Origin of the sequence: Xanthovirga aplysinae (genome assembly GCF_009711365.1) — a bacterium.
Classification (GTDB): Bacteria; Bacteroidota; Bacteroidia; order Cytophagales; family Cyclobacteriaceae; genus Xanthovirga; species Xanthovirga aplysinae.
Window position 1 is genome coordinate 1 of the sequence record NZ_SMMB01001295.1, and the last position, 24,867, is coordinate 24,867.

Here is a 24,867-nt window from a genome sequence, read left to right on the forward strand (position 1 = left end):
AAAAAATACATTCCGTCTCCTCTCAACCCTTATCCAAATATCTATAGAATTCCTTAACTATAAATGACCAATAGTACATAAAAATTGATCAAGCGTACAAAATGTTTACACAGCCAATCATAACTATCATTAAAAAAACAATTATTTGTACATAACCATCAATTCAGGCAAAATTTTAATAAGAAACCCAATTTAAGTTCCTTCAATTAAAATCAATCTCTCATAAAAAACAGCAGGAAGATTATGCTAATGCAAAAATTCCCAGAAAAAAAGAAAAAATCTTTTCAAACCAAATACTTGGAAATAAACTCCTTTACCAAAAATTTTTAACTATTTTTTTCTAAAAAAGTGGTATAAAATAAGCTTTTAAGTGTAGTTTTTTCATCATAATTCTATTGTAAGGCCCTTCAAACTTACAATGGATAGAAATGCTTCCTTAGTTTGAATAATAACCTGCTAGCATAAAAAGCTTCCTTCTTCAAAGGAAGAATCTAAAAAACAACATGTTTTTTAGATTTGAGATAAATATTTGAAAGAAAAAGGGGGCTCAAAGCCCCCCTTCCCCTTTCCCAATTCATTTCTCCACTGTCCATATCCTTTCAAAAAGTCCAGGGTAATTCGTCACTAGCCCCAAATCATCTATAGGGAGGTTAGTTTCAAAATTACTGGAAATACCTTCATACTTAAAGTTCCTATCCTTGAAGAAAGTATAGGCCTGTTTTACTTTCCTCAGCTTAAAGGTTGGTAATTCAATAAACAGAACATCAATCTCCTTCCTCTCTCCCTCTTTTAAATTCAACCGATTAATGGGTAAGGTATTTGTAAAAGGGCTAAGAGAAATATCAATATCCAAACAACCCTCTAAATGAGAATGAGTATTTCCATTAAGATCAAACCATTTCCCAGATTCACTTACTTGAAAAAAATAATTTTTTCCTTCCCTGGTGTTGATTTCAAAACTTCTAGTATTCCAATTCTTATCGCAACAAATTTGGTAAGCTATGTCAAAAGGATTTCCATCCTTAACACCAACCACTCTACTATTTATTTTGATCAAATCTTCCTGAATATCTAAGGTCAAATATTCAGTGCTCTTCCATTTAAGAGCTTGCCAAATCACACTGGTTTCCATTCTTCAGAAATAAAACTTATTTCACCGGCTTTGAGGACTTATAGGCCTTCTTCAATTGTTTCGATTAAGCAATATTATAAGGGAGTTCCCTCTACTAATCTATTTTTCTCCCAAAAGCCCCTTCTTCAACTTCTTATCAGCAGGTTTGTCGCCAAGCCAAATACCAAATAAGGCCTCCTTAAAAGCCTGCCCTTCTACTGTTACCAAAGCCTTTCCGTTTTTAAAAACTTTGACTCCTTCACTGGTATTTACAAAATCAAAAGAGTCTCCCTTGTTTATTTTATCAGTAAAAACTCCCATAAACTGATCGACTTCCTTTTGAATAGAAGCCATATTTCCCCCTGTTGAGTTTTCAAAACCATCCAAAGTTGCACTGGTCATCTTATCACTGGTAATTAATCCAGAAATAATATCCAAATGTATAGCCATTTCTTCCCCACTTTTCACTAATTCCTTAGCATTACTGTTCTTTTCCTGAAGATAAAGGGATCCAACGTATAAGTCCATAAAGAACTTCGTACGTACTCCAGTCCCATTCAACACTAAATTCTTTCCTTCATAATTCTTGGTTTCAGAAAGGGTAATGCCCCCTACAATCACTTGTGCCTCGGCTTTTGCTATCACCAAACAACTGGCTATCAGCAAAAAAGCCAAAAAATAATTCCGTTTCATAAGCTTTAATAGTTGATTTAAAAAGTATTTTTCATTTTCAAACCTTTTAAGATAGGAAACTTTCTCATTTTAAAAAAAAAGTTTCACGCCCTCATTTCGGCACACCCTTTAAATAAATTAACATATTGAGTTTAATCCGATTATAGCATTAAAGTTTTTAATTTTCTAATTTTTCATTATACATTGATGTAATGCGTATTTCTCAAAAATAGATACATGATGAAATCATCATTTTGAGAGTTGAACTTTATTATAAATTTCATTCTTCAATTTAATCATGAATAAAACCATTATCATCACAGGAGCCAGTAGTGGAATTGGAAAAGCCACAGCAGAATCCTTAATTTCTACAGGAGCAAATCTAGTTTTGGCCTCCAGAAAAATTGAAAAAATTCAGAAATTTGCAGAGAAATATCCAGACTCTGTTTTACTACATAAAACAGATGTTACAAAAAAAGACGACGTTGACGCATTAGTTGAAGCAGCCAAACAACGATTTGGATCGGTGGACGTCCTCATTAATAATGCTGGTCTAGGCTCTTTTAGAGAGCTTCAAATGGCTGACACCAATGAATGGGATACCATGATCGATACCAATATCAAAGGGGTTCTTTACTGTTTCAATGCTGTACTTCCTCACATGATCACTCAGGAAAAAGGACACATTATCAATATTGCCTCTGTAGCGGCTCACGATGTTTTCCCCAATGCGGTTGTTTACTGTGCCACAAAACATGCTGTATTGGCTATTTCTAAGGGAATCCGATTAGAGTTCCAGGACAAAATTAAGGTCACAACCATTTCTCCAGGAGCAGTTAATACAGGCTTTTTGGAAAACACTTTATCAACCGAGGAGGACAAAGAAGAGAGGCGTGAATACTTTAAAGAAGGTCTCACTCCTGATGTAATTGCCCAAAACATCCGCTTTGCTATTGAACAACCGGATGAGGTGGCTATAAGCGAAATCATTGTTCGACCACAGAGGTAATTTTTTTGTATTTGCAGCCTTTCCTAATCACTAAAAAATTAGGATATCAATTTCAAAGATTTACTTTTAATAATCTCTTGAACTGGTTTTCTTTGAATTCTACTTTCTAGCCAGGAAATGATATCAAAATAAACAAATGCCCTTTTTTCGTACTTATTCTGTTCCAGTTTTAGTAAATTATCTTTCAACAAAATAAATTCTCTCAAAAGTTCGCGTTCCGAAAGGTTAAGGGTCAATTTTTTAAGAAAACTCAGAATTAATTGCTGAAAATTATGCAAGTCATTCATTTTCAATAGGAATTGATAGGTGGACCGAACGTAGTAATCAATTATATCCGAATTATCTAATTCATAATGAGCGACCAAAGCCATTATCCGGGAAAAACAGTGAATATCCCGCCTCAATTCCTTATCTTCAGTATTGATAATTCGATTAAGCCATTTCAAACTTTCACTAAAGTCATTGTTTCCAAAATACAAACAGGCTACTTTAAAATAGAAGATAATCCGAGAATGGTCATCAATAGTGGAAATAAAGTATTCCAAATGTGATTTGATTCTTTCAAACAAAGCCACTCCCCTACTAAAATTCCCACGCATAAAAATGACATTAAATTCATGCACATAGGTATATTTAGTTATTTTTTGGCGAATATTTTGGTTAAGCAATACCGCTGGGTATTTCCTTACAGCCTTCAATACACTCTTGGTTTGCACAAGCTCAGAATGCTTCATTAACTTATATTGTGCTATCATCAAGCTATTCAAAGACCGAATATACATATCCAATCTGGTGGAGATCAGCTCCCGAGAATTCCCAAATAATTCTACCCATTTACGGGCATAATGGTACCCGTTTTCATAATCCTGAATAAAAAAGTAATACCCAACCATTAATTGATATAAATTAAGTTTTTCAGAAAAAGAAAGTTCATTTTCTGTATATTCGGGCATAGACTTTACAAAAAGATCTCTAACCATCTCAAACTCTTCTTCCTTTCGAACAACCCCCATTCTTCGATATAAAGAATTCAACTTCACAGCCAAATTTGAAAATGAATTTACCTTATATATTCGCCCATTCACCTCCCTTACTTGTTGTAAAATAATATTCACACGCTTCTCATTGTTCCGACCCCCTGCTTGACTAAACAACTGCTTCTCCCATTTCAATACTTCCATTATTAACTCTTGATTATCGGACTTGAAAGAAAGCTTTCGGGCCTTTTCCAATAGCTTTCCACATTGTTGGTAAAGAGAACGATTATAAAGAATTTGAGCATGGCTTATCATCTCCCTAATTTGAATATCAATTACGGATTGGGAACAAAATTGTCGAAGGCTTTGCAATATCTTCTTGTAAAGATGGGCTTTGAGATTAGATAATTGCTGAGGTTTAAAGTCGGGGTGATTCCTTAAGATTACATCTTCATCCAAAACTTCTTGCTTTTCCAATTCATCAAACAGGCGAACAAATTTTGACTCATTGCCCGTGTCATTGGAACTGGCAAAAAGTTTAAAATAACGCTTTTCGCTTGAGTTTAGCGATTTAATTAACTGAAAAAGGTCCTCAGATCTTGCTTTAGCCATCGTAATTATACTTCAAAATCTCTCTACTTCACTCCTCAATAAATACCAAACTCAGTAAAACATAAAGGCTTCCCAAAAATTCATTTCTTCAGAAAAAAGCCTTTTTTAATCATTAAACAAGAATTAAGAAGAAAGACCGCCGTTGTAATTAATAATAACACTGGGAATTAGATTTCTATGCAAAATTAAATAAACCACTGTAAAAGACAAAATCAGAAATCGTAATTAAAAGAATTTTATGTTTTTTAATAAATGAACACCCTTCTAATTTGCTCGCAACAATTGGAACATATTGTATTAATTAATTTTTAATTGATAAAATTTCTAAACAGGCATGAGCGATAAAGTACATATATTTGACACTACTCTTAGAGACGGAGAACAAGTACCAGGATGTCAGTTGAATACTGAACAAAAACTGGTAATTGCCAAAGCTCTTGAGGAAGTAGGTGTCGATATAATTGAAGCAGGGTTCCCAGTTTCAAGCCCGGGTGATTTTGAATCAGTAACGGCTTTATCAAAAGCAATTAAGGATTCTTCCATCTGTGCTCTCAGCCGTGCTGTTGAGAAAGACATTGAAGTGGCTGCCGAAGCTATCAAATATGCCCAACGACCGAGAATCCATACTGGATTAGGCACTTCTGATCTTCATATTTTCACTAAGTTAAAATCTACCCGGGAAAAAGTATTGGAAAGAGCCGTTTACGCCGTGAAATATGCAAAACGCTTCGTAGAAGATGTAGAGTTTTACGCTGAAGACGCCGGCAGGACGGACAATGAATATTTAGCACAAGTAGTAGAAGCAGTAATCAAAGCCGGAGCCACAGTGGTGAATATTCCGGATACCACAGGATTTTGCTTACCGGAAATGTATGGAGAGAAAATCCGTTTCCTTAAAGAAAATGTAAAAGGGGTAGACAATGCCATCATTTCAGCACATTGTCACAACGATTTAGGCTTAGCAACGGCTAATGCTATGGCGGCCGTTCAAAATGGTGCACGTCAAATTGAATGTACAATAAATGGAATTGGTGAACGTGCAGGAAATACCGCTTTGGAAGAAGTAGTATTGGTGATGAAAAAACATCCTTCATTGAATCTGGATACCCGAATCGACACGACTAAACTTTATCCTATTAGTCAACTAGTATCCACCTCTATGAACATGCCAATTCAGCCTAACAAGGCTATTATTGGAAGCAACGCCTTTTCTCATTCCTCCGGAATTCACCAAGATGGGGTGATCAAAAATCGAGAAAATTACGAAATTATTGACCCTGAAGAAGTGGGAGTAAAAGAATCATTAATCGTTCTGACAGCAAGAAGTGGAAGAGCGGCACTCAATTTCAGGTTAAGAAAAATTGGAGTGGATCTTCCAACAGAAGAGTTGGATAACATATATCAGAAATTTCTAGAGAAAGCAGATGAGTTGTCTGTCATTCGTGACGAAGAATTAAAGGAATTAGTGGCTGAATACTTAAAAGTCGTTTGATTTTGTCATTCTTAACTATCTGATCTCTCATATTTAATATTTGGCAAATTTTATGCAAGCAAAGACACTTTTTGACAAGATTTGGGACCAACATGTGGTGGAAAGCGTAGAGAATGGCCCAGACATTGTATATATCGATCGTCATTTCATCCATGAGGTTACCACTCCTCAGGCCTTTAACGGGTTGCGGCAAAGGGGAATTCCAGTTGCCCGACCAAAACAAACCATTGCAACCGCTGATCACAATGTACCTACAAAAGATCAACATCTACCAATAAGAGAGGCACTTTCCAGAACTCAAGTGGAAACCCTAACAAAAAACTGTGCTGATTTCGGAATAGAACTATATGGCTTAGGCCATCCTTATCAAGGTATTGTGCATGTAATCGGGCCTGAATTGGGAATTACCCAACCTGGAATGACAATCGTTTGTGGCGACAGTCATACTTCCACCCATGGTGCATTTGGCAGCATCGCTTTCGGGATTGGGACCAGTGAGGTTGAACAGGTTTTGGCTACCCAATGCATTTTGCAGGCCAAACCAAAAAAAATGAAGATTGAAATCAATGGAGAGCTCAAGGAAGGGGTAACTTCCAAGGACATTATTCTCTATGTGATTTCAAAAATTTCAACTAGCGGTGGTACCGGTCACTTTGTAGAATTTTGCGGGAGTGCTATCCAATCGCTCAGCATGGAAGCCCGAATGACGATATGCAATATGAGCATTGAAATGGGTGCTCGCGGCGGTTTAATCGCCCCTGATGAAATAACCTTTGAATACATTCGAAATAAAGAATTCGCCCCAAAAGGTGAAGGCTTTGACCAAATGATGAAATATTGGAAATCTCTTGCTACAGATGAAGAGGCAGTTTTCGATAAAGAGTACCAATTCGATGCCAATGACATCGAGCCAATGATCACCTACGGCACCAATCCTGGAATGGGAACAAAAATCGTTCAACCTGTTCCTGAAATGCCTTTTGCTGAAGATGAAAGAGCCAATTTTTCAAAGGCTTTGAATTATATGGGTTTACACGCCGGAGAGTCATTGGAAGGACATCCGGTTGATTATGTATTTATTGGAAGTTGTACCAACTCCAGAATAGAGGATCTACGTCAGGCTGCCGATCTTATTCGGGGTCGTAAAAAATCAGATAAAGTGGAAGCCTGGATTGTACCAGGTTCCAAACAAGTGGAAGAACAAGCACGAAAAGAGGGATTGGATAAGATCTTCGAAGCGGCTGGGTTTGAAATCAGACAACCCGGATGCTCAGCATGTTTGGGAATGAATGAGGACAAAATTCCTGCTGGAAAATATTGCGTCTCTACTTCCAACAGAAACTTTGAAGGACGTCAGGGACCTGGAGCACGAACTATGCTGGCCAGTCCACTTACTGCCATGGCCGCAGCCTTAACTGGTAAAATTGTGGACGTCCGAAATTTACTTTCTAACAATTGATAATACCAATCAATCGAAGATGAAAAAATTTGAAAAATTAACTTCCACAGGCATTCCGTTGCCTTTGGAAAATATAGATACAGATCAGATCATTCCAGCTCGTTTTCTAAAAGCAACGAACAGAGAAGGGTTTGGCGACAACCTTTTCAGAGATTGGCGTTACACCAAAGGGGAGCAACTCAATCCGGAATTTGTCTTAAATCAAAATAAATATAAAGGAGAAATTTTAATTGCGGGAAAAAACTTTGGTTGTGGTTCCAGCCGCGAACATGCGGCCTGGGCTATTGCAGACTATGGTTTCAGAGTTGTGGTTTCCAGTTTCTTTGCAGATATTTTTAAAAATAATGCTTTGAATAATGGGCTATTACCGGTGCAGGTTTCCCAGGAGTTCTTAAACAAGCTTTTGCAGGCAGTAAGCAAAAATCCAGAAAGTAAATTAACGGTGGACCTGGAAACTCAGAAAATTACACTGGAAGAAACAGGTGAAAAAGAAGGTTTTGAAATAAACCATTATAAAAAATATTGCCTAATCAATGGCTATGATGATATAGACTTTCTTTTGAGTAAGAAGGAAGCCATTGAAGTCTTTGAGAAGAAAAAAGATGAATTTTTAAAAGCAAAAACAGAGGCGGTTTAATTTTTTTAAAGCTAATAGCATTCAATGATATCTATGAAAGCAAAAATAGCCGTATTACCAGGTGATGGTATTGGACCAGAAGTAACAGAACAAGCCGTTAAGGTGTTAAGGGCCATAGGAAATTTATATGGACATTCCTTTGAGTTAGAAAATGGACTCATTGGGGCGGCAGCCATAGATGCCACCGGAAACCCCTTTCCCCTTGAAACTGAAACTTTGTGCCGAAAAAGTGACGCCATTCTTTTTGGCGCAATTGGCCATCCAAAATACGATAACGATCCAAATGCCAAAATAAGGCCTGAACAAGGACTTTTGGCTATGCGAAAAAGACTTGGTTTATATGCTAACATTAGGCCTGTAACTGCGTACAAAGCTTTATCATCCATCTCTCCTCTCAAGGAGGAAATTGTTGATGGCGTAGACTTTGTCGTATTTCGGGAGTTGACAGGAGGAATTTATTTCGGGGAGCCAAGAGGCCGTTCGGAAAATGGATTTAGCGCATTTGATACCTGTAATTACAATAAGGAAGAAATTCAACGTGTGAGTAAATTGGCTTTTGAAACAGCCATGAACAGAAAAAAAAGACTCACCCTGGTAGATAAAGCAAATGTGTTGGCCACTTCCCGACTTTGGAGAGAAACAGTCACCGAAATGGCGAAAGATTATCCGGAAATAGAGCTGGAATATATGTTTGTGGATAATGCCGCCATGCAATTAATTCAAAGGCCAAAAGACTTTGATGTAGTGGTTACCGAAAATATGTTTGGAGATATAATAACGGACGAAGCCTCGGTAATTCCTGGATCTTTAGGCCTATTACCCTCAGCTTCAGTAGGAAAGAACACTAGTTTATTTGAACCTATTCATGGTTCTTATCCTCAAGCTGCCGGAAAAAATATTGCAAACCCTATTGGTGCGATCCTTTCTGCCGCTATGATGCTGGAACACTCCTTTCAATTATTGGACGAGGCAAAAATGATAAGGCAAGCTGTAGATCAGGCCATTTCATCAGGTAAACTTACCGAAGACCTTTCTCCAAAGGTACCTACGGGTACAAATGAAGTTGGTGATCATATTGTATCCATAATCCGAAGTGACCAATGGATCCATAGACCACAGCTGGTAAGCTAAATTTAAAAATAGAAGTACAACAAATTAAAATAAGTAAACCTAGGAATGAATCATCTTATCAATTTAGTACTGGTCATTATTGTTTTTTTTATTCGACTAACAAGTTGAGAAAGGCTTAATTTATTCCAAAAAAAGGTCTTTCTCAAAAAGGAAGACCTTTTTTTATTATCCTAAAATAATTCAAAACACTGTAAATCATGCACTTAAACAAACAGACAGTCTTATTTCTTGATGGTCAGTGGATACAGGCCAAAGATGCCAGAACGGATTTATTTAGCCAAACCTTGCATTATGGGAATGGGGTATTTGAAGGTCTAAGGGCCTATAAAACTCCAACTGGCATTACCATTTTCAAAGCACATCAGCATTTTGAACGCTTTCTTTCATCTGCCCACAAAATGCTAATGAATTGCCAATATTCAGCAAACGAACTAGTGGATTTGTCCTATGAATTATTGGAAAGAAACCAAATGAATGATGCCTATATCCGCCCACTTTTATTTAATGGGCCGGAATTAAGTTTGAACCCTGCCAATAAATCCCACTTAATGTTAACGGCCTGGGAATGGGGAAGTAATTCAGTAAATGAGCCATTCGATGTCATGATTTCTTCCTATCAAAAACCACAACCCAAAAGCCTACCAGTGGATGCAAAAGTAGTGGGTCATTACACCAATTCTATCTTGGCAAGTACGGAAGCTCGATCCAATGGTTATGATGAAGCATTACTATTGGACAGTAGAGGATTTATTGCTGAAGGGCCAGCAGCAAATTTCTTTTTTGAAAAAAACGATGTGCTTTTCACCCCCTCTATTGGTCACATATTGCCGGGCATAACCCGATCAACTATAATTGACCTGGCCATTGAAGCCGGTTACGAAGTTATTGAAAAAGCAGTAAGTGTTGGAGACGTATTAGAGGCCGATTCAGCTTTCTTTACCAGTACTTCCACTGAAATAACTGGAATTAAATCAATCAATAAGAAGACACTTCCTCTAAAATGGGAAGACTCCATAGGCTATTCACTATTCTTAATGTACCGACAAAAGGTCATGAATAATGATTGCAAAGTCTATGCATTAGTTTAGCCTGAAGCTTATTACACCTTCACAAATCAAAACCAAGCGTCAAAATTTTTTATGTATGAAAATCAATAAATTCAGCCAACAGGTTACTCAAGACCCGACACAACCAGCAGCCCAGGCGATGTTACACGCCATTGGCCTGACGGATGATGATATGAAAAAAGCTCAAGTAGGAATCGTTAGTACTGGATATGAAGGAAACCCCTGCAATATGCACCTAAACGGTCTTGCACTAGATGTTAAAAAAGGAGTTCAGGAAAGCGACCTTGTTGGACTCATTTTCAATACAATAGGTGTGAGTGATGGAATTTCCATGGGAACTCCCGGCATGCGGTATTCTCTTCCTTCAAGAGATATTATTGCAGACTCCATCGAAACAGTAGTAAATGCTCAGAGCTATGACGGGTTATTGACAGTTGTTGGCTGTGACAAAAATATGCCTGGAGCAATGATAGCCATTGGCCGCTTAAACCGACCTGCCATATTAGTATATGGAGGTAGCATAGCTTCAGGATGTTATAAAAACAGAAAGCTTGACGTTGTTTCCGCCTTTGAGGCTTTGGGAGAAAAATTCTCAGGTAAAATCAACGAAGAAGAATATCAAGGGGTAATACATAATGCCTGCCCTGGGGCAGGAGCCTGTGGGGGAATGTATACAGCTAATACCATGTCCTCAGCCATAGAAGCCATGGGGTTGTGTTTGCCATATGGGTCCTCAAATCCGGCTGTTAGTCAGGAAAAAGCCGAAGAATGTGTAAGGGCAGGAAAAGCCATCCGTTATTTATTGGAAAATGACATTAAGCCTAGAGACATCATCACCCGAAAATCTTTTGAAAATGCTATTACTTTATTGACCGTCCTAGGAGGTTCAACCAATGCGGTATTACACATAATGGCAATTGCCAAATCATTTGGAGTGCATTTAACCATAAATGATTTCCAAAGGATTAGTGATAAAACTCCTCTTTTAGCAGATCTTAAACCTAGTGGTAAATACCTCATGGAAGATGTACATGCTATAGGAGGAATTCCAGCCATCATGAAACTCTTGCTAGAAAACGGGTACCTGCATGGAGATTGTTTGACTGTGACAGGAAAAACCATTGCTGAAAACCTAGAAGAAGTGGAGCTTCCAAAAGAAGGGCAACAGGTAATCCAACCATTCGACAAACCAATCAAAGCCAGCGGTCACTTACAGATTTTATACGGAAATGTAGCTCCGTTAGGCGCTGTAGCTAAAATTACTGGAAAAGAGGGGGAACGATTTGAGGGAACCGCTAAAGTATTTAACAGTGAATACGAAGCCAATGATGGAATCATTACTGGTAAAGTGAAAGCTGGAGATGTGGTGGTTATCCGATATGAAGGACCTAAGGGAGGTCCCGGAATGCCTGAGATGTTGAAGCCTACTGCGGCTATAATGGGAGCCGGATTGGGTAATTCGGTTGCATTAATTACAGATGGACGATTCTCTGGAGGTACTCACGGTTTTGTAGTAGGTCATATCACCCCTGAAGCACAGGAAGGCGGTTTGATTGCCCTTTTAAAAGATGGCGACAAGATCATTATTGATGCAGAAAACAATCGCTTAGAGGCCATATTGTCCGAAGAAGAAATCATGGCCCGTAAAGCTACCTGGCAAACACCTCCATTAAAGCACAACAGTGGAAGTTTGTATAAGTATTCGAAACTAGTTTCATCTGCATCTGAAGGATGCGTTACAGATAAATAAAGCATGGAAAACTTGACTCAAACCCTGGAAAATAAAACTTCGGTAGAATCTGTAAAAATATCAGGTTCTGAAGCTGTAATGCGTAGCTTATTAGCTGAAGGAGTCAATACCATTTTTGGTTATCCTGGAGGTGCAATCATGCCTATTTATGATGCTCTTTATCATTATACAGATAAGCTACAGCACATTTTGACCCGACATGAACAAGGAGCTATTCATGCGGCACAAGGTTATAGCCGAGTAACAGGGAAAGTTGGCGTCTGTATGGCTACATCTGGACCAGGAGCCACCAATCTAATCACGGGTATTGCAGATGCCATGATCGACTCAACGCCTTTGGTATGTATTACAGGGCAAGTTCCCTCTCATCTTTTAGGGACAGATGCTTTTCAGGAAACAGACATTATTGGAATCTCTATCCCTGTGACCAAATGGAATTATCAAGTTACTTCAGCAGACGAAATTCCAGAAGCTTTGGCGAAAGCTTTTTATATTGCACAAAGTGGCCGCCCAGGTCCCGTTTTGATAGACATCACCAAAGATGCCCAGTTTGCAGAACTAGATTTCAAATATGAACATTGCAAATCTCTTCGCTCTTACAATCCGGCTCCTAAACCAAAAATTTCCGGTATTCAAGAGGCGGCAACTTTAATTAATCAAGCTAAAAAGCCTTATATCTTAGCAGGACAAGGAGTTTTAATAGCCCAAGCAGAACAACAATTAAAACAATTGGCAGAAACGGCAGGCATTCCGGTTGCTTCTACCCTATTGGGATTATCGGCCCTACCAAAAGATCATCCCTTGTATGTTGGTATGCTGGGAATGCATGGAAATTATGGCCCCAATGTATTAACCAATGAATGTGATCTGTTGATTGCTATTGGAATGCGTTTTGACGACCGAGTAACAGGAAGATTAGATGCTTATGCCACACAAGCAAAAGTAATTCATATTGAAATTGACCCAAGTGAAATCAATAAAAATGTAAAAGCGGATGTGCCACTTGTAGGGGATGCTGCCAAAACTCTTAACCAACTTTTGCCATTAATCCAGCCCAATAAACATAAAAGTTGGGTTAGGCAATTTCAGGATTTTGATCAGATAGAATACGAAAAAGTGATTAAAAGGGAAACTCACCCGAAAGAAGGCGAGATCAAAATGGCTGAGGTGATTCGATTCCTGAATGAGGAAACCAAAGGAAAAGCAGTTTTGGTAACCGATGTAGGACAGCACCAAATGATCGCTACTCGATACTATCACTTCCAAGATCCAAAAACTAATGTCACTTCTGGTGGTCTTGGAACCATGGGTTTTGCTTTGCCTTCAGCCTTAGGTGCCAAATTGGGAGTTAAAAATACCCGTGAGGTGATTTGTATTGTGGGAGATGGCGGAATCCAAATGACGATACAAGAACTGGCTACAATGGCCCAATTCGGAATCGCTGTAAAGATTATTGTTCTAAACAATAGTTTTCTGGGCATGGTTCGTCAATGGCAGCAACTTTTCCATGAAAAAAGATATTCCTCAACAGAAATGGTGAACCCGGATTTCATTGCCGTAGCAAAAGGCTTCGGATTAGAAGCTGAGAAAGTAACAGTTAGGCAAGAATTGAATTCTGCATTAAAAAGAATGCTGGAACACAACGGTCCATACTTAATGGAAGTGGTGGTGGAGAAAGAGGACAACGTATTCCCAATGATCCCTTCCGGAGAGGCTGTGAACAAGGTCAGATTATCCTAATTCCCATTCAAATAGAAATTTTAACCCAAAAAATTTGCTGAATGATGAGTACAGCAACAAATGGACAAAGTACAGAAAAGCAATTTACACTTTCTGTCTTAACGGAAAACAAAAGCGGATTACTAAATCGCATTACTGGGATTTTCAGTAGGAGAAAGATCAATATTGACGCCATCAATGTATCAGTCTCTGAAATAGAGGGTGTAAGCAGATACACCATCATGATACGTACGGAGCGAAACAAAGCGGAAAAAATTGTTCAGCAAATTTTAAAACAAGTGGAAGCCCTTGATGCTCGCTTGTACGAGCCAGATGAAGTCCATTATCAAGAAATTGCACTTTACAAAATTCCTCTAAATGCCTTTGTCAATGAAAATAAGGTGGAAAAATTAGTCCGCCAAAATGGGGCAAGAATTCTAGCAATGGAAGAGGATTATATCCTTTTGGAAAAAACAGGCCATAAATCCGAAACTCGGGCCTTGTTCGAGCAATTGAAACCATTTGGAGTTTTAGAGTTTATCCATTCCGGGTCGGTAGTAGTTTCTAAAGGGAATAAAGTTCCTGAGGAAATCCTATGAAGCACAGCTTTATCTGCAAATGTAAAAAAGGCATGGGTATCCCTTAGGCCACTTAAATTATTTTTTTGAAGGAAATTAACCGTTAAAAAAGTTAAAAGTTCTTAAAATCAAGTGTTGCTATTATTCATAAAAAAAGGATAAAGTTTTACACTTGATTTTTTAATCTTTTCAAAATTGAAATTCCCCATTAATTTGGATCCGTTTACCATTGGATGGCAAAGAACTATTCTATAAAGCTCCCAAACCGTTCCACCCTTAACCAACAAGTAATAAGCCCCTATTCCTAATGCAAAAGGAGGTACTGATAATTCTCAAAAAAATAAATTTTCAATGAAAAGTTTAGGAAGATTTTTCCACGTTACTTAGGGAATTCAATCACCAGAGGAAATTTTTTATTGGAGGAAAATAGTTTGGAATCAAAAAATCCCAAAAAAGAAGTTCAAATAAAACTTCTCAAAATTTTTAGTTCCAAATTACTCTTTGGAAGGAACATACAGCTATGTTCCTTAAAAAACAAAAAAGCAAGGTTCACAACACCTTGCTTCTTATACCGCAGCCCTATTTATTATTAAGCCTTAGCAGCCCATTCAGCTTTAATAGCCTCAACATCAACTTGCTTGATTACTGGCTTAGCATTTTGCTGCTTCAAAACTCTTTTTCGGTTATTTGCACGAGCCTTATTTTTGAGTCCTTTTCTTTCTAATCTAGTTACAGCCATTTTTATTAATGTTTTTTCACAAATGAGATGCAAAGGTAAAGTATTATCTCTAATTAAGAAAATAATTCAATTAAAATAACCTCTCCATTAAATTCCTGTTCACTTAAGAAAAACTTTAGCACTTTTGAAATGCCCTCTTTAACTTTGATTACCATAATTTTTGTAGTTTTGACTTTTTATTTCCAAAACAAGGGAAAGGGACATAATAAGCTTTTAAACCGACTTTTTAATAAATCCTTATTATGTCATAAAAGAAAGTTAGTGGATTGAAACCACCACATCTTTTAATCTTTTTGATCTTTATACATTAAGATACCGTTAAAACCGAAAAACATTTTTATTTCAGATGGAATCAGAAGAAAAAGTAAAGAAAATACAGAAACCCACAATTCCTAAAGGAACACGTGATTTCGGTCCTGAGCAAATGACCAAAAGAAATTTCATTTTTGAAAAAATTAGATCTGCATTCCAAAAATTCGGCTTTTTACCTTTGGAAACCCCCGCAATGGAAAACTTATCAGTCCTGACTGGTAAATATGGAGAAGAAGGGGATCAACTCTTATATAAAATTCTTAATTCAGGTGACTTTCTTTCCAAATCCAACCTGGAGGATGTAGAAAAAGGTTATAAACACCTTACTTCTAAAATTTCCGAAAGGGGTTTGCGCTATGATCTTACCGTCCCTTTTGCACGCTACGTCGTAATGAACCGAAGTAACCTAGCCTTTCCTTTCAAGCGATATCAAATTCAACCAGTTTGGCGAGCGGACCGCCCACAAAAAGGCAGATATAGGGAATTTTACCAGTGTGACGCGGATGTTGTTGGAACAAACTCTTTAATCTGTGAAGCCGAAATTGTGCTTTTGATCAATGAGGTTTTTCAAAACCTAAATCTTAAAGATTTTGATATAAAAATCAATAATCGCAAAATACTAACTGGCATTACTGAAGTAATTGGAGCTAGAGGACGAGAGGTGGATTTTTGCGTTGCCGTTGACAAATTGGACAAGATCGGAGAAGGAAAAGTATTGGATGAGTTACGACAAAAAGGTTTTGAAGAAAACTCCATTGAAAAACTTATTCCTTTCCTTTCTATAAAAGGGAGCAATGAAGAAAAGCTGGCCCAAATGAAGTCCATTCTTACTGAATCCGAAATTGGCCTTCAAGGGGTTGAGGAAACCGAAGAAGTTTTCAATACCGTAAAAGCATTCGGGTTAAGTAATGACCACCTTGATTTTGACCTTACCCTAGCCAGAGGCTTATCATATTATACTGGAGCTATTTTTGAAGTCAAAGCTCATCATGTAAAAATAGGAAGTATAACAGGTGGAGGCCGCTACGACAATTTAACCGGTGCTTTTGGAATGCCGGATGTTTCGGGAGTCGGCATTTCCTTCGGCGTGGATCGTATCTATGATGTTATGGAAGAACTAGGTCTTTTTCCCACAGAAAGCCAAGTCAGCACAAAAGTAATGTTGGTTAATTTTGATAAAGCAAGTGAAGTCTATGGATTAGGCGTTCTTAACCAATTAAGGAAAGCCGGAATCAATAGTGAAATCTTCCCGGAAAGCGTCAAAATGAAAAAGCAATTACACTATGCCAACAAAAAAGGAATTCCTTTTGTAATTCTACTAGGCTCAGAAGAAATTGAAAGTGGACTGCTTACTTTAAAAGACATGAAGGAAGGAAAGCAAGAAAAACTCCCTGTGGAGGAAATTATAAAAAACTTAAAATCTAACTGGTCATTTGACTAAAAAAGTAACAAAAACCTTATTTCTGATTTAGAAAAACAAGAAAGCAAAATTCGTTTACCCAAAATGAGGGCAGAGCCTATTCTAACTAGGCCTCTGCCTCACTTCTTTTCTATTGGTCACTCAAAGTATAGAACAAACAATTTTCTCCTCTTATGATTCGTCTTTAAAAAGCATTATATTGAAATTCATCTTTTAATTGCTTGTTCGATTTGACTAAAAACCAAAGCCTTTTGAAACGGAAGCAACCTTATAGCACCCTTACTCTTCTATTTTTAATCTTTTCTGGTCAGTTTTCTTTTGCTCAAATTAACTGTAACAACAAGCCTTCCATTGATGTAGATTATACTTCGGGCTGTGCCCCATTTACCATCAATATTAATACAAATAATTTAACAGGTTTTGGAAGTAATATCTCCATACAATATAAATTCGAAAGCAATTCTGATTATGAGGTTACAACCTCACACACATACAATACTGCGGGAACATATACCTTAACAAGGTTAATTGGTGACGACAATTTAAAAGGCTGTAAAACGGACCAAGTACAGATCCAGGTATTTGATCCGGAGCCAATCGATTTAAATTATTCCAATTGCAGCAATTATGAAGTCGAACTTGATATTCAAAATATTCAGAACCTACCTTATGACCAATTCGAAATATTTTTTGGAGATGGGCAGTCTGCTATCATTCCGAAAAATAAATTCCCCATAAATCACCAATACAGCTCTACAGGATCTTATAATATTACCTACAAAGGATTAATTGATCAGGGGAAAATTGATAATTGTTCCTCTTCAGGAACACTGGAAGTTAATCCGATCAATAGTTTGGCCCCTCCGACACTAAATTCTATTGATATCATTCAATCGAATCCTGGAGAAGAATTAACTCTAAATTACACCACCCAAAATAATGTAGAATACAAACTATTTAAGTCCGACAATTCATCAAGAAATTTTTTAGAAACTTCCGAAAAAATAGATCCTTCCCTGGAAAAACACACCATAACAGACCTTAACACAAAAGAAAATTATTATGGCTTTTTCCTGACAGCCTATGATCCTTGCAATGGTGTTCTTATTCATTCAGACACCTTATATACTATTGCTCTACAACACGATCCATCCATTAACCTGGAATGGAACACTCATTTAGAAACAGGATATTCCATTGAATTGCGAAAAGACGGTACCCAAATAAAAAGTAACCTAAATCCCAAAGACAATTTTTCAGATGAGGATGTGCTTTGCAACGAACAGTACCAATATATTCTGCAGATGACAGATCAAAACGGAAACCCCAGAAGTAAAATAACTTCCCCATTTATTAATGCCTCTCCAGAATTGAGTTTTCCTCCCCTCAAAAACCTTTTTGCCACTTATGAAAAAAACAACATTAAACTAGAATGGACTGCTCCCGATGAATTTAATCCTAAGGATTACTTCGTTAAAAGGGCAACAGAAGGGAAGAACTTCCAACCAATCGATACTATTAATGCTACAAACTATTTAGATAAAACCATTGATCCCTCTACATCATACTGCTACCAAATCAATTTTATTGATGATTGTGGGAATTCTTCTGAGATTTCCGAAGTTTGCCCCTTATTCTTAACAGCGGAAAAAGGACAAACCGCAAACATTACAACCTTTTTAAGCTGGACAGAATACTTAGGTGGTGATGTGGAAAATTACACATTACTCAGATTTATAAAGGAAAACCAAAGTGCTCCGGAAGACCTGGGCCTGGCACAAGAGTACACAGATATAGACACTTCTAATCAAACAATTACCTATCAGATAAAAGCTATTGTAGATGGAAAAGAGACCTTTTCTAATCCTGTCACAGTGGAGTATTTTGTTAACCCTCAATTCCCAACAGCCTTCACTCCAAATAATGACAATAAAAATGATATTTTTAAAATTATAGTGGGCTTTGACAAATTTATTGAATCCGTCCGTTTGCAAATCTACAACCGATGGGGAGAATTAATCTACCAGGGAAGTGAGTGGAACGGAAAAATCAATGGACAAGATGCGCCAAAAGGAAATTACTTGTACTCTGCTATAGTTACTGACCTGAAAGGGAATACTTTTCAACGATCTGGAGGATTTGTTCTAATTCGATAAACCTCCCTGTTAATAATTCGTTAATTTTTTGAAAGCTTCCGTCCAAATTAGAAAGTATTTTTTTACCATCTTTGGAGGTGGAAATGTTTTAGAGGAAATTATTTTTTTAACTTCGCAAAACATATTTTCAACAAATCCCTTTAAGTACCTAAAAATTAAAGCAATAAACTATTTCCAATGGGATCTGTATTATTATCATTCAATTTTTAGTCAAGAATAAGGGTAAAAGAAAATGAGAGTCCTATGTTTGATATGATGAAAATGCTGGGAAAAGTGCAGGAGGCCCAGAAGAAAGTAAAAGAAGCACAAGAACGTCTGAAAGATATTGAAGTAACTGCTGAAGCCGGAGCAGGAATGGTAAAGGCTACCGTAAATGGTAAAAAGCAACTTCTCAATCTCGATATTGATAAAGACTTGATCAAACCCGAAGAAAGCGAGATGTTGAATGATCTGATTGTTGCGGCAGTTAACAAAGCACTGGAAGAAGCCGAGCAAAAGGCAAAAGAAGAAATTAAAAAAAGCACTGAGGGAATGCTTCCCAATATCCCAGGCATGGATTTAGGAAGTTTGTTCTAAATGCAAAAATTAGCGATCGTTATTCTAAACTATAATGGTAAGGACTTTCTTCAAAAGTTCTTACCTTCTGTTTTATCCAACAGTCCCGAAGGAAGCGTCATTGTTGCAGACAATGCTTCAACAGATCAATCGGTTTCTCTTCTAAAAAAAGGATTTCCTCAGGTCAGGCTTATTGAGATTAAAGTGAACGGTGGATATTCAGCCGGCTATAACGAAGCCTTACGTCAAATAGAGGCTGAATACTATGTGCTTCTAAATTCAGATGTGGAAGTTACTCCTAACTGGACTGAACCCATTGTTCAATTTTTGGATAAAAACCCTCAAGTAGCAGCTTGCCAACCCAAAATTTTATCATGGAACCGAAAAGATGAATTCGAATATGCAGGAGCTGCAGGAGGATTCATAGATTCCTTGGGCTATCCCTTTTGCAGAGGCCGAGTATTCCAAACCCTTGAAAAAGACTTGCATCAATACGATGATGTCCAACAAATTTTTTGGGCAACAGGAGCCTGCCTTTTCATCCGTTCCTCCATTTTTCATAATTTAGGAGGCCTTGACGACGATTTTTTTGCTCACATGGAAGAAATCGATTTATGTTGGCGAATCAATAGCGCAGGTTATAAAGTTTTCTACATTGGTGAGAGCACAGTATTTCATGTTGGAGGAGGAACTTTGAAACAAGGTAACCCACGCAAAACCTACCTAAATTTCCGGAATGGCTTAACACTTTTATATAAGAATCTCCCTTGGACAAAGCTCCTTTGGAAATTGCCTATTCGAATTTTTTTAGACCTTATTGCTGCTCTAAAATTCTTATTAAGTGATCGTTCTCCAAAAAATGCAGCCGCTGTTTTAAAAGCTCACAAAGATTTTTTCACAAACTTAAACACCTATAAATCAGGAAGAAAACAAGCCTTAAAACAAAGAGTTGTAAAAAAAGATAAAAAAATTTACTCGGGATCTATCGTTTTGGACTATTTTTTGCGAAGACGTAAAACATTTTCAAAGGTTAATTTTTAATTCACTTTTTTGGCCTAAACAAACCGACATAGAAAACCGGCTAAAGTCCAAGTCTTTTTTAATTTAAAATTACAAAGGCTCATTGATTTTATAGAGATAAACTAAAACAAATGAAAATTGAAGGAGAGGGCAGGAAAGTTGTGAAGGAAACTTTAAGCCTGAAAATAGCTGTTGTTTAGAGAAAAGAAAACCAAAAGCTTTTTTCAAACGTATGCCAGGCATTTTTAATACCAAAAAGAGTTGTATTTTCTACGCATATGCTTACGGATATTCATAATAAAAGCAAGAACAAGATATACAATTACCGGCGAGCCAAAGGTGAAAAAAGAGGCATAAATAAAATACATTCGGATACTGGAGGAAGAGATTCCCAATTTTTCACCGATTTTGGAACAAACTCCAAAAGCATAATCTTCGAAAAACAATACTATTCTTTTCATCTTATAATTAAATAAAGACTTGCTAGTATACAAAGAATTTAATAAAAAGTTATACCAAATCAAATTTTTTTTATGGACATAAATTGCAATAATCATATTATAAGGATAATTTCGCAAGAAGTTCAACCATAATTGTAAACTTAATTCTATAACTATAACTCTAACTCTCATGAGAAAATTACTTTTCGCAGCGGGCCTAGTAGGAGCATCAGTAATGTCTGGATGTACCCTACAAAAAATGGTAAAGATGGCGAAAGACCAGGAGCTGACGGTAACTCCAAATCCGCTGGAGGTTCACGCTGATACTGTGACCTATGATATGTCTGCCGTATTACCAGTAAAAATGTTGAGAAGTGACAAAGTCTATACGATTAATAACTTCTATCAGTATGGCGATAAAGAAATGGAAGCCGGAAGTGTGGAATTTGTAGCCAACGAATATCCAGACAAAGACACTCAGCAACCTAGAGAAAGCAAAACTTTTTCATTCCCTTATATGGAAGGAATGGACCAAGGAACCCTTTACGTACAGGGAATTGCTGCTGAGGAAAAAAATCCAGTGAAATTCAGAGAAACTGAAAGAATGCCAGTGGCAGAAGGTTTAATCACCACTTCAAGATTGGTGAAAGATGTTTATGTTTCTACCTATGCGCCTTCAGGGTACTTTAGCGGAGAAGAATTAATCCCTACTTATGTGGAATTTTTCTTTCTTCAAGGAAGTCCGGTACTGAGATACAGCGAGAAAGTAAGTGAAAGAGGTAAAGAATTTTCCGCTTTTGTTGCTGAAAAGAATGTTACCCGTACTGTAACTATCCGTGGTACTCACTCTCCGGAAGGACCTGAAAGAATAAACTCTAGACTTTCAGAGCAAAGAGCCAAGGCTATCGAAACTTTCTACAGACAACAAATGAGAAAGTACGATTACAAAGGAATGGCTGATTCTATCGATTTCGTATTGAAGCCTGTAATTGACGACTGGACTGAATTCAAGGCTATGTTGGAAGATTATGATGGGGTTTCTTCAGATGAAAAATCTGCTATCCTGAATATCGTAAACGGAAGAGGTACTTTTGAAGAAAAAGAAAGAATGTTGGAACAACGCCCTTCATACCGATCTATCTTCAAAGATATTTATCCTAAATTAAGAAATTCCAAAACGGAAATTCTTACAGTAAAAGTAAAGAAAACAGATGCTGAAATTGCCGTTCTTTCTAAGCAAATAGCGGAAGGACAAATCAGCGCTGATGAACTTTCTAACGAAGAATTACTGTATGGAGCTACATTAACTCCTTCCTTGAAAGAAAAACAAGCTATTTACGAGGCTTCAATCAAAAAAGAGGACAATTGGGTAGCGCACAACAACTTAGCTGCTGTACACTTGGATATGGCGAATCAAACTGGTGACATGAAGCACGTAGACATGGCTCTTCCTCACCTTGATATTGCCAGAAAACAAAACCCTAATGCAGCAGAAGTGAAAGCCAATACAGCTGAGGTATTGTATCTACAAGGAAAAGACAGAGAAGCTTTAGCCATGGCTAATCAAGCTGCTCCTGGTTTAACTGTAGGCGAGCTGGAGCCATTCAACGGAATGAAGGGTGCTCTTGAAATTAAAGCTGCTAAATATGATGATGCAGTAAGAACACTTTCTAACGCTGAAGAAACTGCTGACAACGGATATAACAAAGGTTTAGCTCAAGTACTAGCTAAAGATTACAACAATGCTATGGTTACTGAGCAAGAAGTAACTAATGCTAATCCTGATTATGCAATGGCTCATTATGTTGCTGCAATCGCTGCTGCAAGAACTCAAAATGAATCAGGTGTTTACAGCCACCTTTCTGAAGCAGTAGCAGCCGACAGAAGTCTTGCTGGAAAAGCACTTAATGACCTTGAATTCAGAGATTACAAAGATACTGATGAGTTCAGAAATGCCCTAAAATAAGCTCAAACTGAGGGAATAAAATCAATTCCTGAATTTGTTTAACTTATTATAAATAGTTCAAAAAGCCTTTTCCCCTTGGAAAGGGCTTTTTTTATGTTTTCTTGTCAATTTTATGCAGCCACGATGAGCCTTACCCATACAGACACCTGTTAATTAAGAAGAGAGGTAAATGTTTCACATATGCTTTCCAAGAAAAAAGAAAATTTTTAGTCATGCGATAAGTTCTATTTTTGTAAAAAGTCCCTTTTATCCCTATTTTTACCCCGCATTAGAAAAATGACTACACAATGAGAGAAATACAATTCAGAGAAGCCCTTAGAGAGGCCATGTCCGAGGAAATGAGAAGGGATGAAAATATTTTCCTAATGGGCGAAGAGGTTGCTGAATATAATGGTGCTTATAAAGTGAGCCAGGGAATGCTGGATGAATTTGGCCCTGAGAGAGTAATAGATACTCCTATTGCAGAATTAGGATTTGGTGGAATTGGTGTAGGTGCAGCCATGAATGGACTAAGACCCATCATCGAATTCATGACATTTAACTTTTCACTTGTTGCAATTGACCAGGTGATTAATTCTGCTGCCAAAATGATGAATATGTCGGGAGGTCAGATAAATGTTCCTATGGTATTTCGTGGTCCTACTGGAAATGCTGGTATGCTTAGTTCACAACATTCCCAGAACTTTGAAAACTGGTATGCAAATACACCAGGACTCAAAGTGGTAGTTCCTTCTAACCCTAATGATGCAAAAGGTCTTCTAAAAGCTTCCATTCGAGATAACGACCCTACCATTTTCATGGAATCTGAATTGATGTATGGAGACAAGGGAGAGGTGCTTGAAAGCGAATTTATCCTTCCTTTAGGAGTAGCAGATATTAAGAAAAAAGGTAAAGATATTACAATCGTCTCTTTTGGTAAAATGATGAAGGTTGCCCTACAAGCCGCAACTGAATTAGAAAAGAACGGCGTTTCCGCTGAAGTAATTGACTTAAGGACTGTTCGACCTATCGATTACGCTACAATTATCGAATCAGTTAAAAAGACCAACCGCCTAGTGGTGGTGGAAGAGGCCTGGCCATTGTCATCCATCTCGGCAGAAATAGCCTACCATATTCAAAGTAACGCATTTGACTATTTAGATGCACCGGTTAAAAGAATCACAAACCGAGATGTGCCGTTACCATATGCTCCAACACTAATTGAAGAAATTTTGCCAAATGTAAAAAGGACATTAGAAGCTGCAAATTCTGTTCTATACAAGTAAAATTTAAACTTTTAAAGCCCTGGGTATTCTCAGGGCTTTTGTTTGTACACCACCGAAAATATCCAACTAAATTCATGTGGTAAATACTACTACAGGTGATCAAAACGTAAAATACCCCTTTGGGTGTTATAACGATGTTATTAAAAGAGATTAAGTAAGTAAAGTCTAATTTATTTACGTAATTTCTCCTCACTTACACCTCATCTTCTTGACTTTACCCGTCCAATTTTGCAATTTTTAATGCTAAATTCTTAAATAAAACTGCTGATGAAAACCAATCAGTTCATGGAAAAAGCCATCCGGCTATCTTTGGAAAATATGAGAAAAGGTTTAGGTGGTCCTTTCGGTGCAGTAATTGTAAAAGACAATAAAATAATTGCTGAAGGCTACAATCAGGTAACCGCCAATAATGATCCTACCGCTCATGCTGAAATAGTAGCCATAAGAAAGGCTTGCAGCATTTTGGGAACTTTTGTTTTGAAGGGATGTGAAATATATAGTAGCTGTGAACCTTGCCCTATGTGTTTGGGTGCCATTTACTGGGCCAAACCTGACAAAGTCTATTTTGGTGGAACCAGACAAGATGCTCATTTGGCTGGATTTGATGATAGCGCCATTTATCGGGAATTAACCAAGTCCTTATCGGAAAGAAAAATCCCAATGATCCAGATTATGAGAGATGAGGCCTTAATGGCCTTCCATGAATGGGTAGAAAAGAAAGATAAATTGAAATATTAAAATATAGTTTAAAATGGCACTGTGAGAGAAACTGTGTAAGTG

The 24,867-nt window shown here is 37.4% G+C and carries 21 protein-coding genes; 16 read left to right on the forward strand and 5 right to left on the reverse strand.

Annotation, left to right across the window (positions count from 1 at the left end; genetic code table 11):
- Positions 1-574 precede the first annotated feature (574 nt).
- A complete protein-coding gene (locus E1171_RS22190; RefSeq protein ID WP_155208271.1) occupies positions 575-1,132 on the reverse strand; it encodes a putative glycolipid-binding domain-containing protein in 558 nt (185 codons plus the stop codon).
- A gap of 99 nt (positions 1,133-1,231) precedes the next feature.
- Positions 1,232-1,804: a chalcone isomerase family protein gene (locus E1171_RS22195; protein WP_155208272.1), complete on the reverse strand. Its 573-nt coding sequence runs from the start codon at positions 1,802-1,804 to the stop codon at positions 1,232-1,234.
- A gap of 277 nt (positions 1,805-2,081) precedes the next feature.
- Here E1171_RS22195 and E1171_RS22200 point away from each other — a divergent pair, with 277 nt between their 5' ends.
- Positions 2,082-2,792: an SDR family oxidoreductase gene (locus tag E1171_RS22200; RefSeq protein ID WP_155208273.1), complete on the forward strand. Its 711-nt coding sequence runs from the start codon at positions 2,082-2,084 to the stop codon at positions 2,790-2,792.
- A 38-nt stretch (positions 2,793-2,830) separates the two neighbouring features.
- On the opposite strand, the gene E1171_RS22205 is transcribed toward E1171_RS22200, so the two are convergent.
- Positions 2,831-4,381, reverse strand: coding sequence for a hypothetical protein (locus E1171_RS22205; protein ID WP_155208274.1), 1,551 nt, complete (start codon positions 4,379-4,381; stop codon positions 2,831-2,833).
- Between the two features lie 334 nt (positions 4,382-4,715).
- Here E1171_RS22205 and E1171_RS22210 point away from each other — a divergent pair, with 334 nt between their 5' ends.
- The 8 genes from E1171_RS22210 to ilvN all read left to right on the forward strand — a co-directional run bounded on the left by E1171_RS22210 (position 4,716) and on the right by ilvN (position 14,235).
- On the forward strand, positions 4,716-5,873 hold the full coding sequence (locus tag E1171_RS22210; protein ID WP_155208275.1) for a 2-isopropylmalate synthase: 1,158 nt from the start codon (positions 4,716-4,718) through the stop codon (positions 5,871-5,873).
- A gap of 52 nt (positions 5,874-5,925) precedes the next feature.
- On the forward strand, positions 5,926-7,332 hold the full coding sequence (gene leuC / locus E1171_RS22215) for a 3-isopropylmalate dehydratase large subunit (protein WP_155208276.1): 1,407 nt from the start codon (positions 5,926-5,928) through the stop codon (positions 7,330-7,332).
- Between the two features lie 19 nt (positions 7,333-7,351).
- A complete protein-coding gene (gene leuD, locus E1171_RS22220) occupies positions 7,352-7,969 on the forward strand; it encodes a 3-isopropylmalate dehydratase small subunit (protein ID WP_155208277.1) in 618 nt (205 codons plus the stop codon).
- Positions 7,970-8,002: 33 nt separating this feature from the next.
- On the forward strand, positions 8,003-9,100 hold the full coding sequence (gene leuB, locus E1171_RS22225; protein ID WP_155208278.1) for a 3-isopropylmalate dehydrogenase: 1,098 nt from the start codon (positions 8,003-8,005) through the stop codon (positions 9,098-9,100).
- Between the two features lie 197 nt (positions 9,101-9,297).
- The gene (locus E1171_RS22230; RefSeq protein WP_155208279.1) at positions 9,298-10,188 is read left to right on the forward strand and encodes a branched-chain amino acid transaminase; all 891 of its coding nucleotides are present in this window, start codon (positions 9,298-9,300) and stop codon (positions 10,186-10,188) included.
- A 55-nt stretch (positions 10,189-10,243) separates the two neighbouring features.
- Positions 10,244-11,917: a dihydroxy-acid dehydratase gene (gene ilvD / locus E1171_RS22235; RefSeq protein WP_155208280.1), complete on the forward strand. Its 1,674-nt coding sequence runs from the start codon at positions 10,244-10,246 to the stop codon at positions 11,915-11,917.
- A 3-nt stretch (positions 11,918-11,920) separates the two neighbouring features.
- Entirely contained in the window at positions 11,921-13,657 is a 1,737-nt protein-coding gene (gene ilvB, locus E1171_RS22240; protein ID WP_155208281.1) for a biosynthetic-type acetolactate synthase large subunit, read from the forward strand.
- 41 nt (positions 13,658-13,698) lie between these two features.
- Positions 13,699-14,235 carry an acetolactate synthase small subunit gene (ilvN, locus tag E1171_RS22245; RefSeq protein ID WP_246164489.1) on the forward strand — a complete coding sequence of 179 codons (537 nt, stop codon included), beginning with the start codon at positions 13,699-13,701 and terminating at the stop codon, positions 14,233-14,235.
- Between the two features lie 568 nt (positions 14,236-14,803).
- Here the strand turns inward: ilvN and E1171_RS23980 are convergent.
- Complete coding sequence (locus E1171_RS23980; RefSeq protein ID WP_187696587.1) at positions 14,804-14,953, reverse strand: hypothetical protein; 150 nt, start codon at positions 14,951-14,953, stop codon at positions 14,804-14,806.
- A gap of 346 nt (positions 14,954-15,299) precedes the next feature.
- Between E1171_RS23980 and hisS the strand changes: the two genes are divergently transcribed.
- From hisS to E1171_RS22265, 4 genes are all read left to right on the forward strand, one after another.
- Positions 15,300-16,706, forward strand: coding sequence for a histidine--tRNA ligase (hisS, locus tag E1171_RS22250; protein ID WP_155208282.1), 1,407 nt, complete (start codon positions 15,300-15,302; stop codon positions 16,704-16,706).
- Between the two features lie 230 nt (positions 16,707-16,936).
- Complete coding sequence (locus tag E1171_RS22255; RefSeq protein ID WP_155208283.1) at positions 16,937-18,841, forward strand: T9SS type B sorting domain-containing protein; 1,905 nt, start codon at positions 16,937-16,939, stop codon at positions 18,839-18,841.
- A 243-nt stretch (positions 18,842-19,084) separates the two neighbouring features.
- A complete protein-coding gene (locus E1171_RS22260) occupies positions 19,085-19,417 on the forward strand; it encodes a YbaB/EbfC family nucleoid-associated protein (RefSeq protein WP_155208284.1) in 333 nt (110 codons plus the stop codon).
- On the forward strand, positions 19,418-20,437 hold the full coding sequence (locus tag E1171_RS22265; protein WP_155208285.1) for a glycosyltransferase family 2 protein: 1,020 nt from the start codon (positions 19,418-19,420) through the stop codon (positions 20,435-20,437).
- Positions 20,438-20,661: 224 nt separating this feature from the next.
- On the opposite strand, the gene E1171_RS22270 is transcribed toward E1171_RS22265, so the two are convergent.
- Positions 20,662-20,877 carry a PspC domain-containing protein gene (locus E1171_RS22270; RefSeq protein ID WP_155208286.1) on the reverse strand — a complete coding sequence of 72 codons (216 nt, stop codon included), beginning with the start codon at positions 20,875-20,877 and terminating at the stop codon, positions 20,662-20,664.
- A 169-nt stretch (positions 20,878-21,046) separates the two neighbouring features.
- Between E1171_RS22270 and E1171_RS22275 the strand changes: the two genes are divergently transcribed.
- The 3 genes from E1171_RS22275 (at position 21,047) to E1171_RS22285 (ending at position 24,825) form a co-directional block, all read left to right on the forward strand.
- The gene (locus E1171_RS22275; protein WP_155208287.1) at positions 21,047-22,822 is read left to right on the forward strand and encodes a tetratricopeptide repeat protein; all 1,776 of its coding nucleotides are present in this window, start codon (positions 21,047-21,049) and stop codon (positions 22,820-22,822) included.
- A 287-nt stretch (positions 22,823-23,109) separates the two neighbouring features.
- Positions 23,110-24,087 carry a pyruvate dehydrogenase complex E1 component subunit beta gene (locus E1171_RS22280; protein WP_155208288.1) on the forward strand — a complete coding sequence of 326 codons (978 nt, stop codon included), beginning with the start codon at positions 23,110-23,112 and terminating at the stop codon, positions 24,085-24,087.
- 267 nt (positions 24,088-24,354) lie between these two features.
- Entirely contained in the window at positions 24,355-24,825 is a 471-nt protein-coding gene (locus E1171_RS22285) for a nucleoside deaminase (protein ID WP_155208289.1), read from the forward strand.
- Positions 24,826-24,867: the final 42 nt, after the last annotated feature.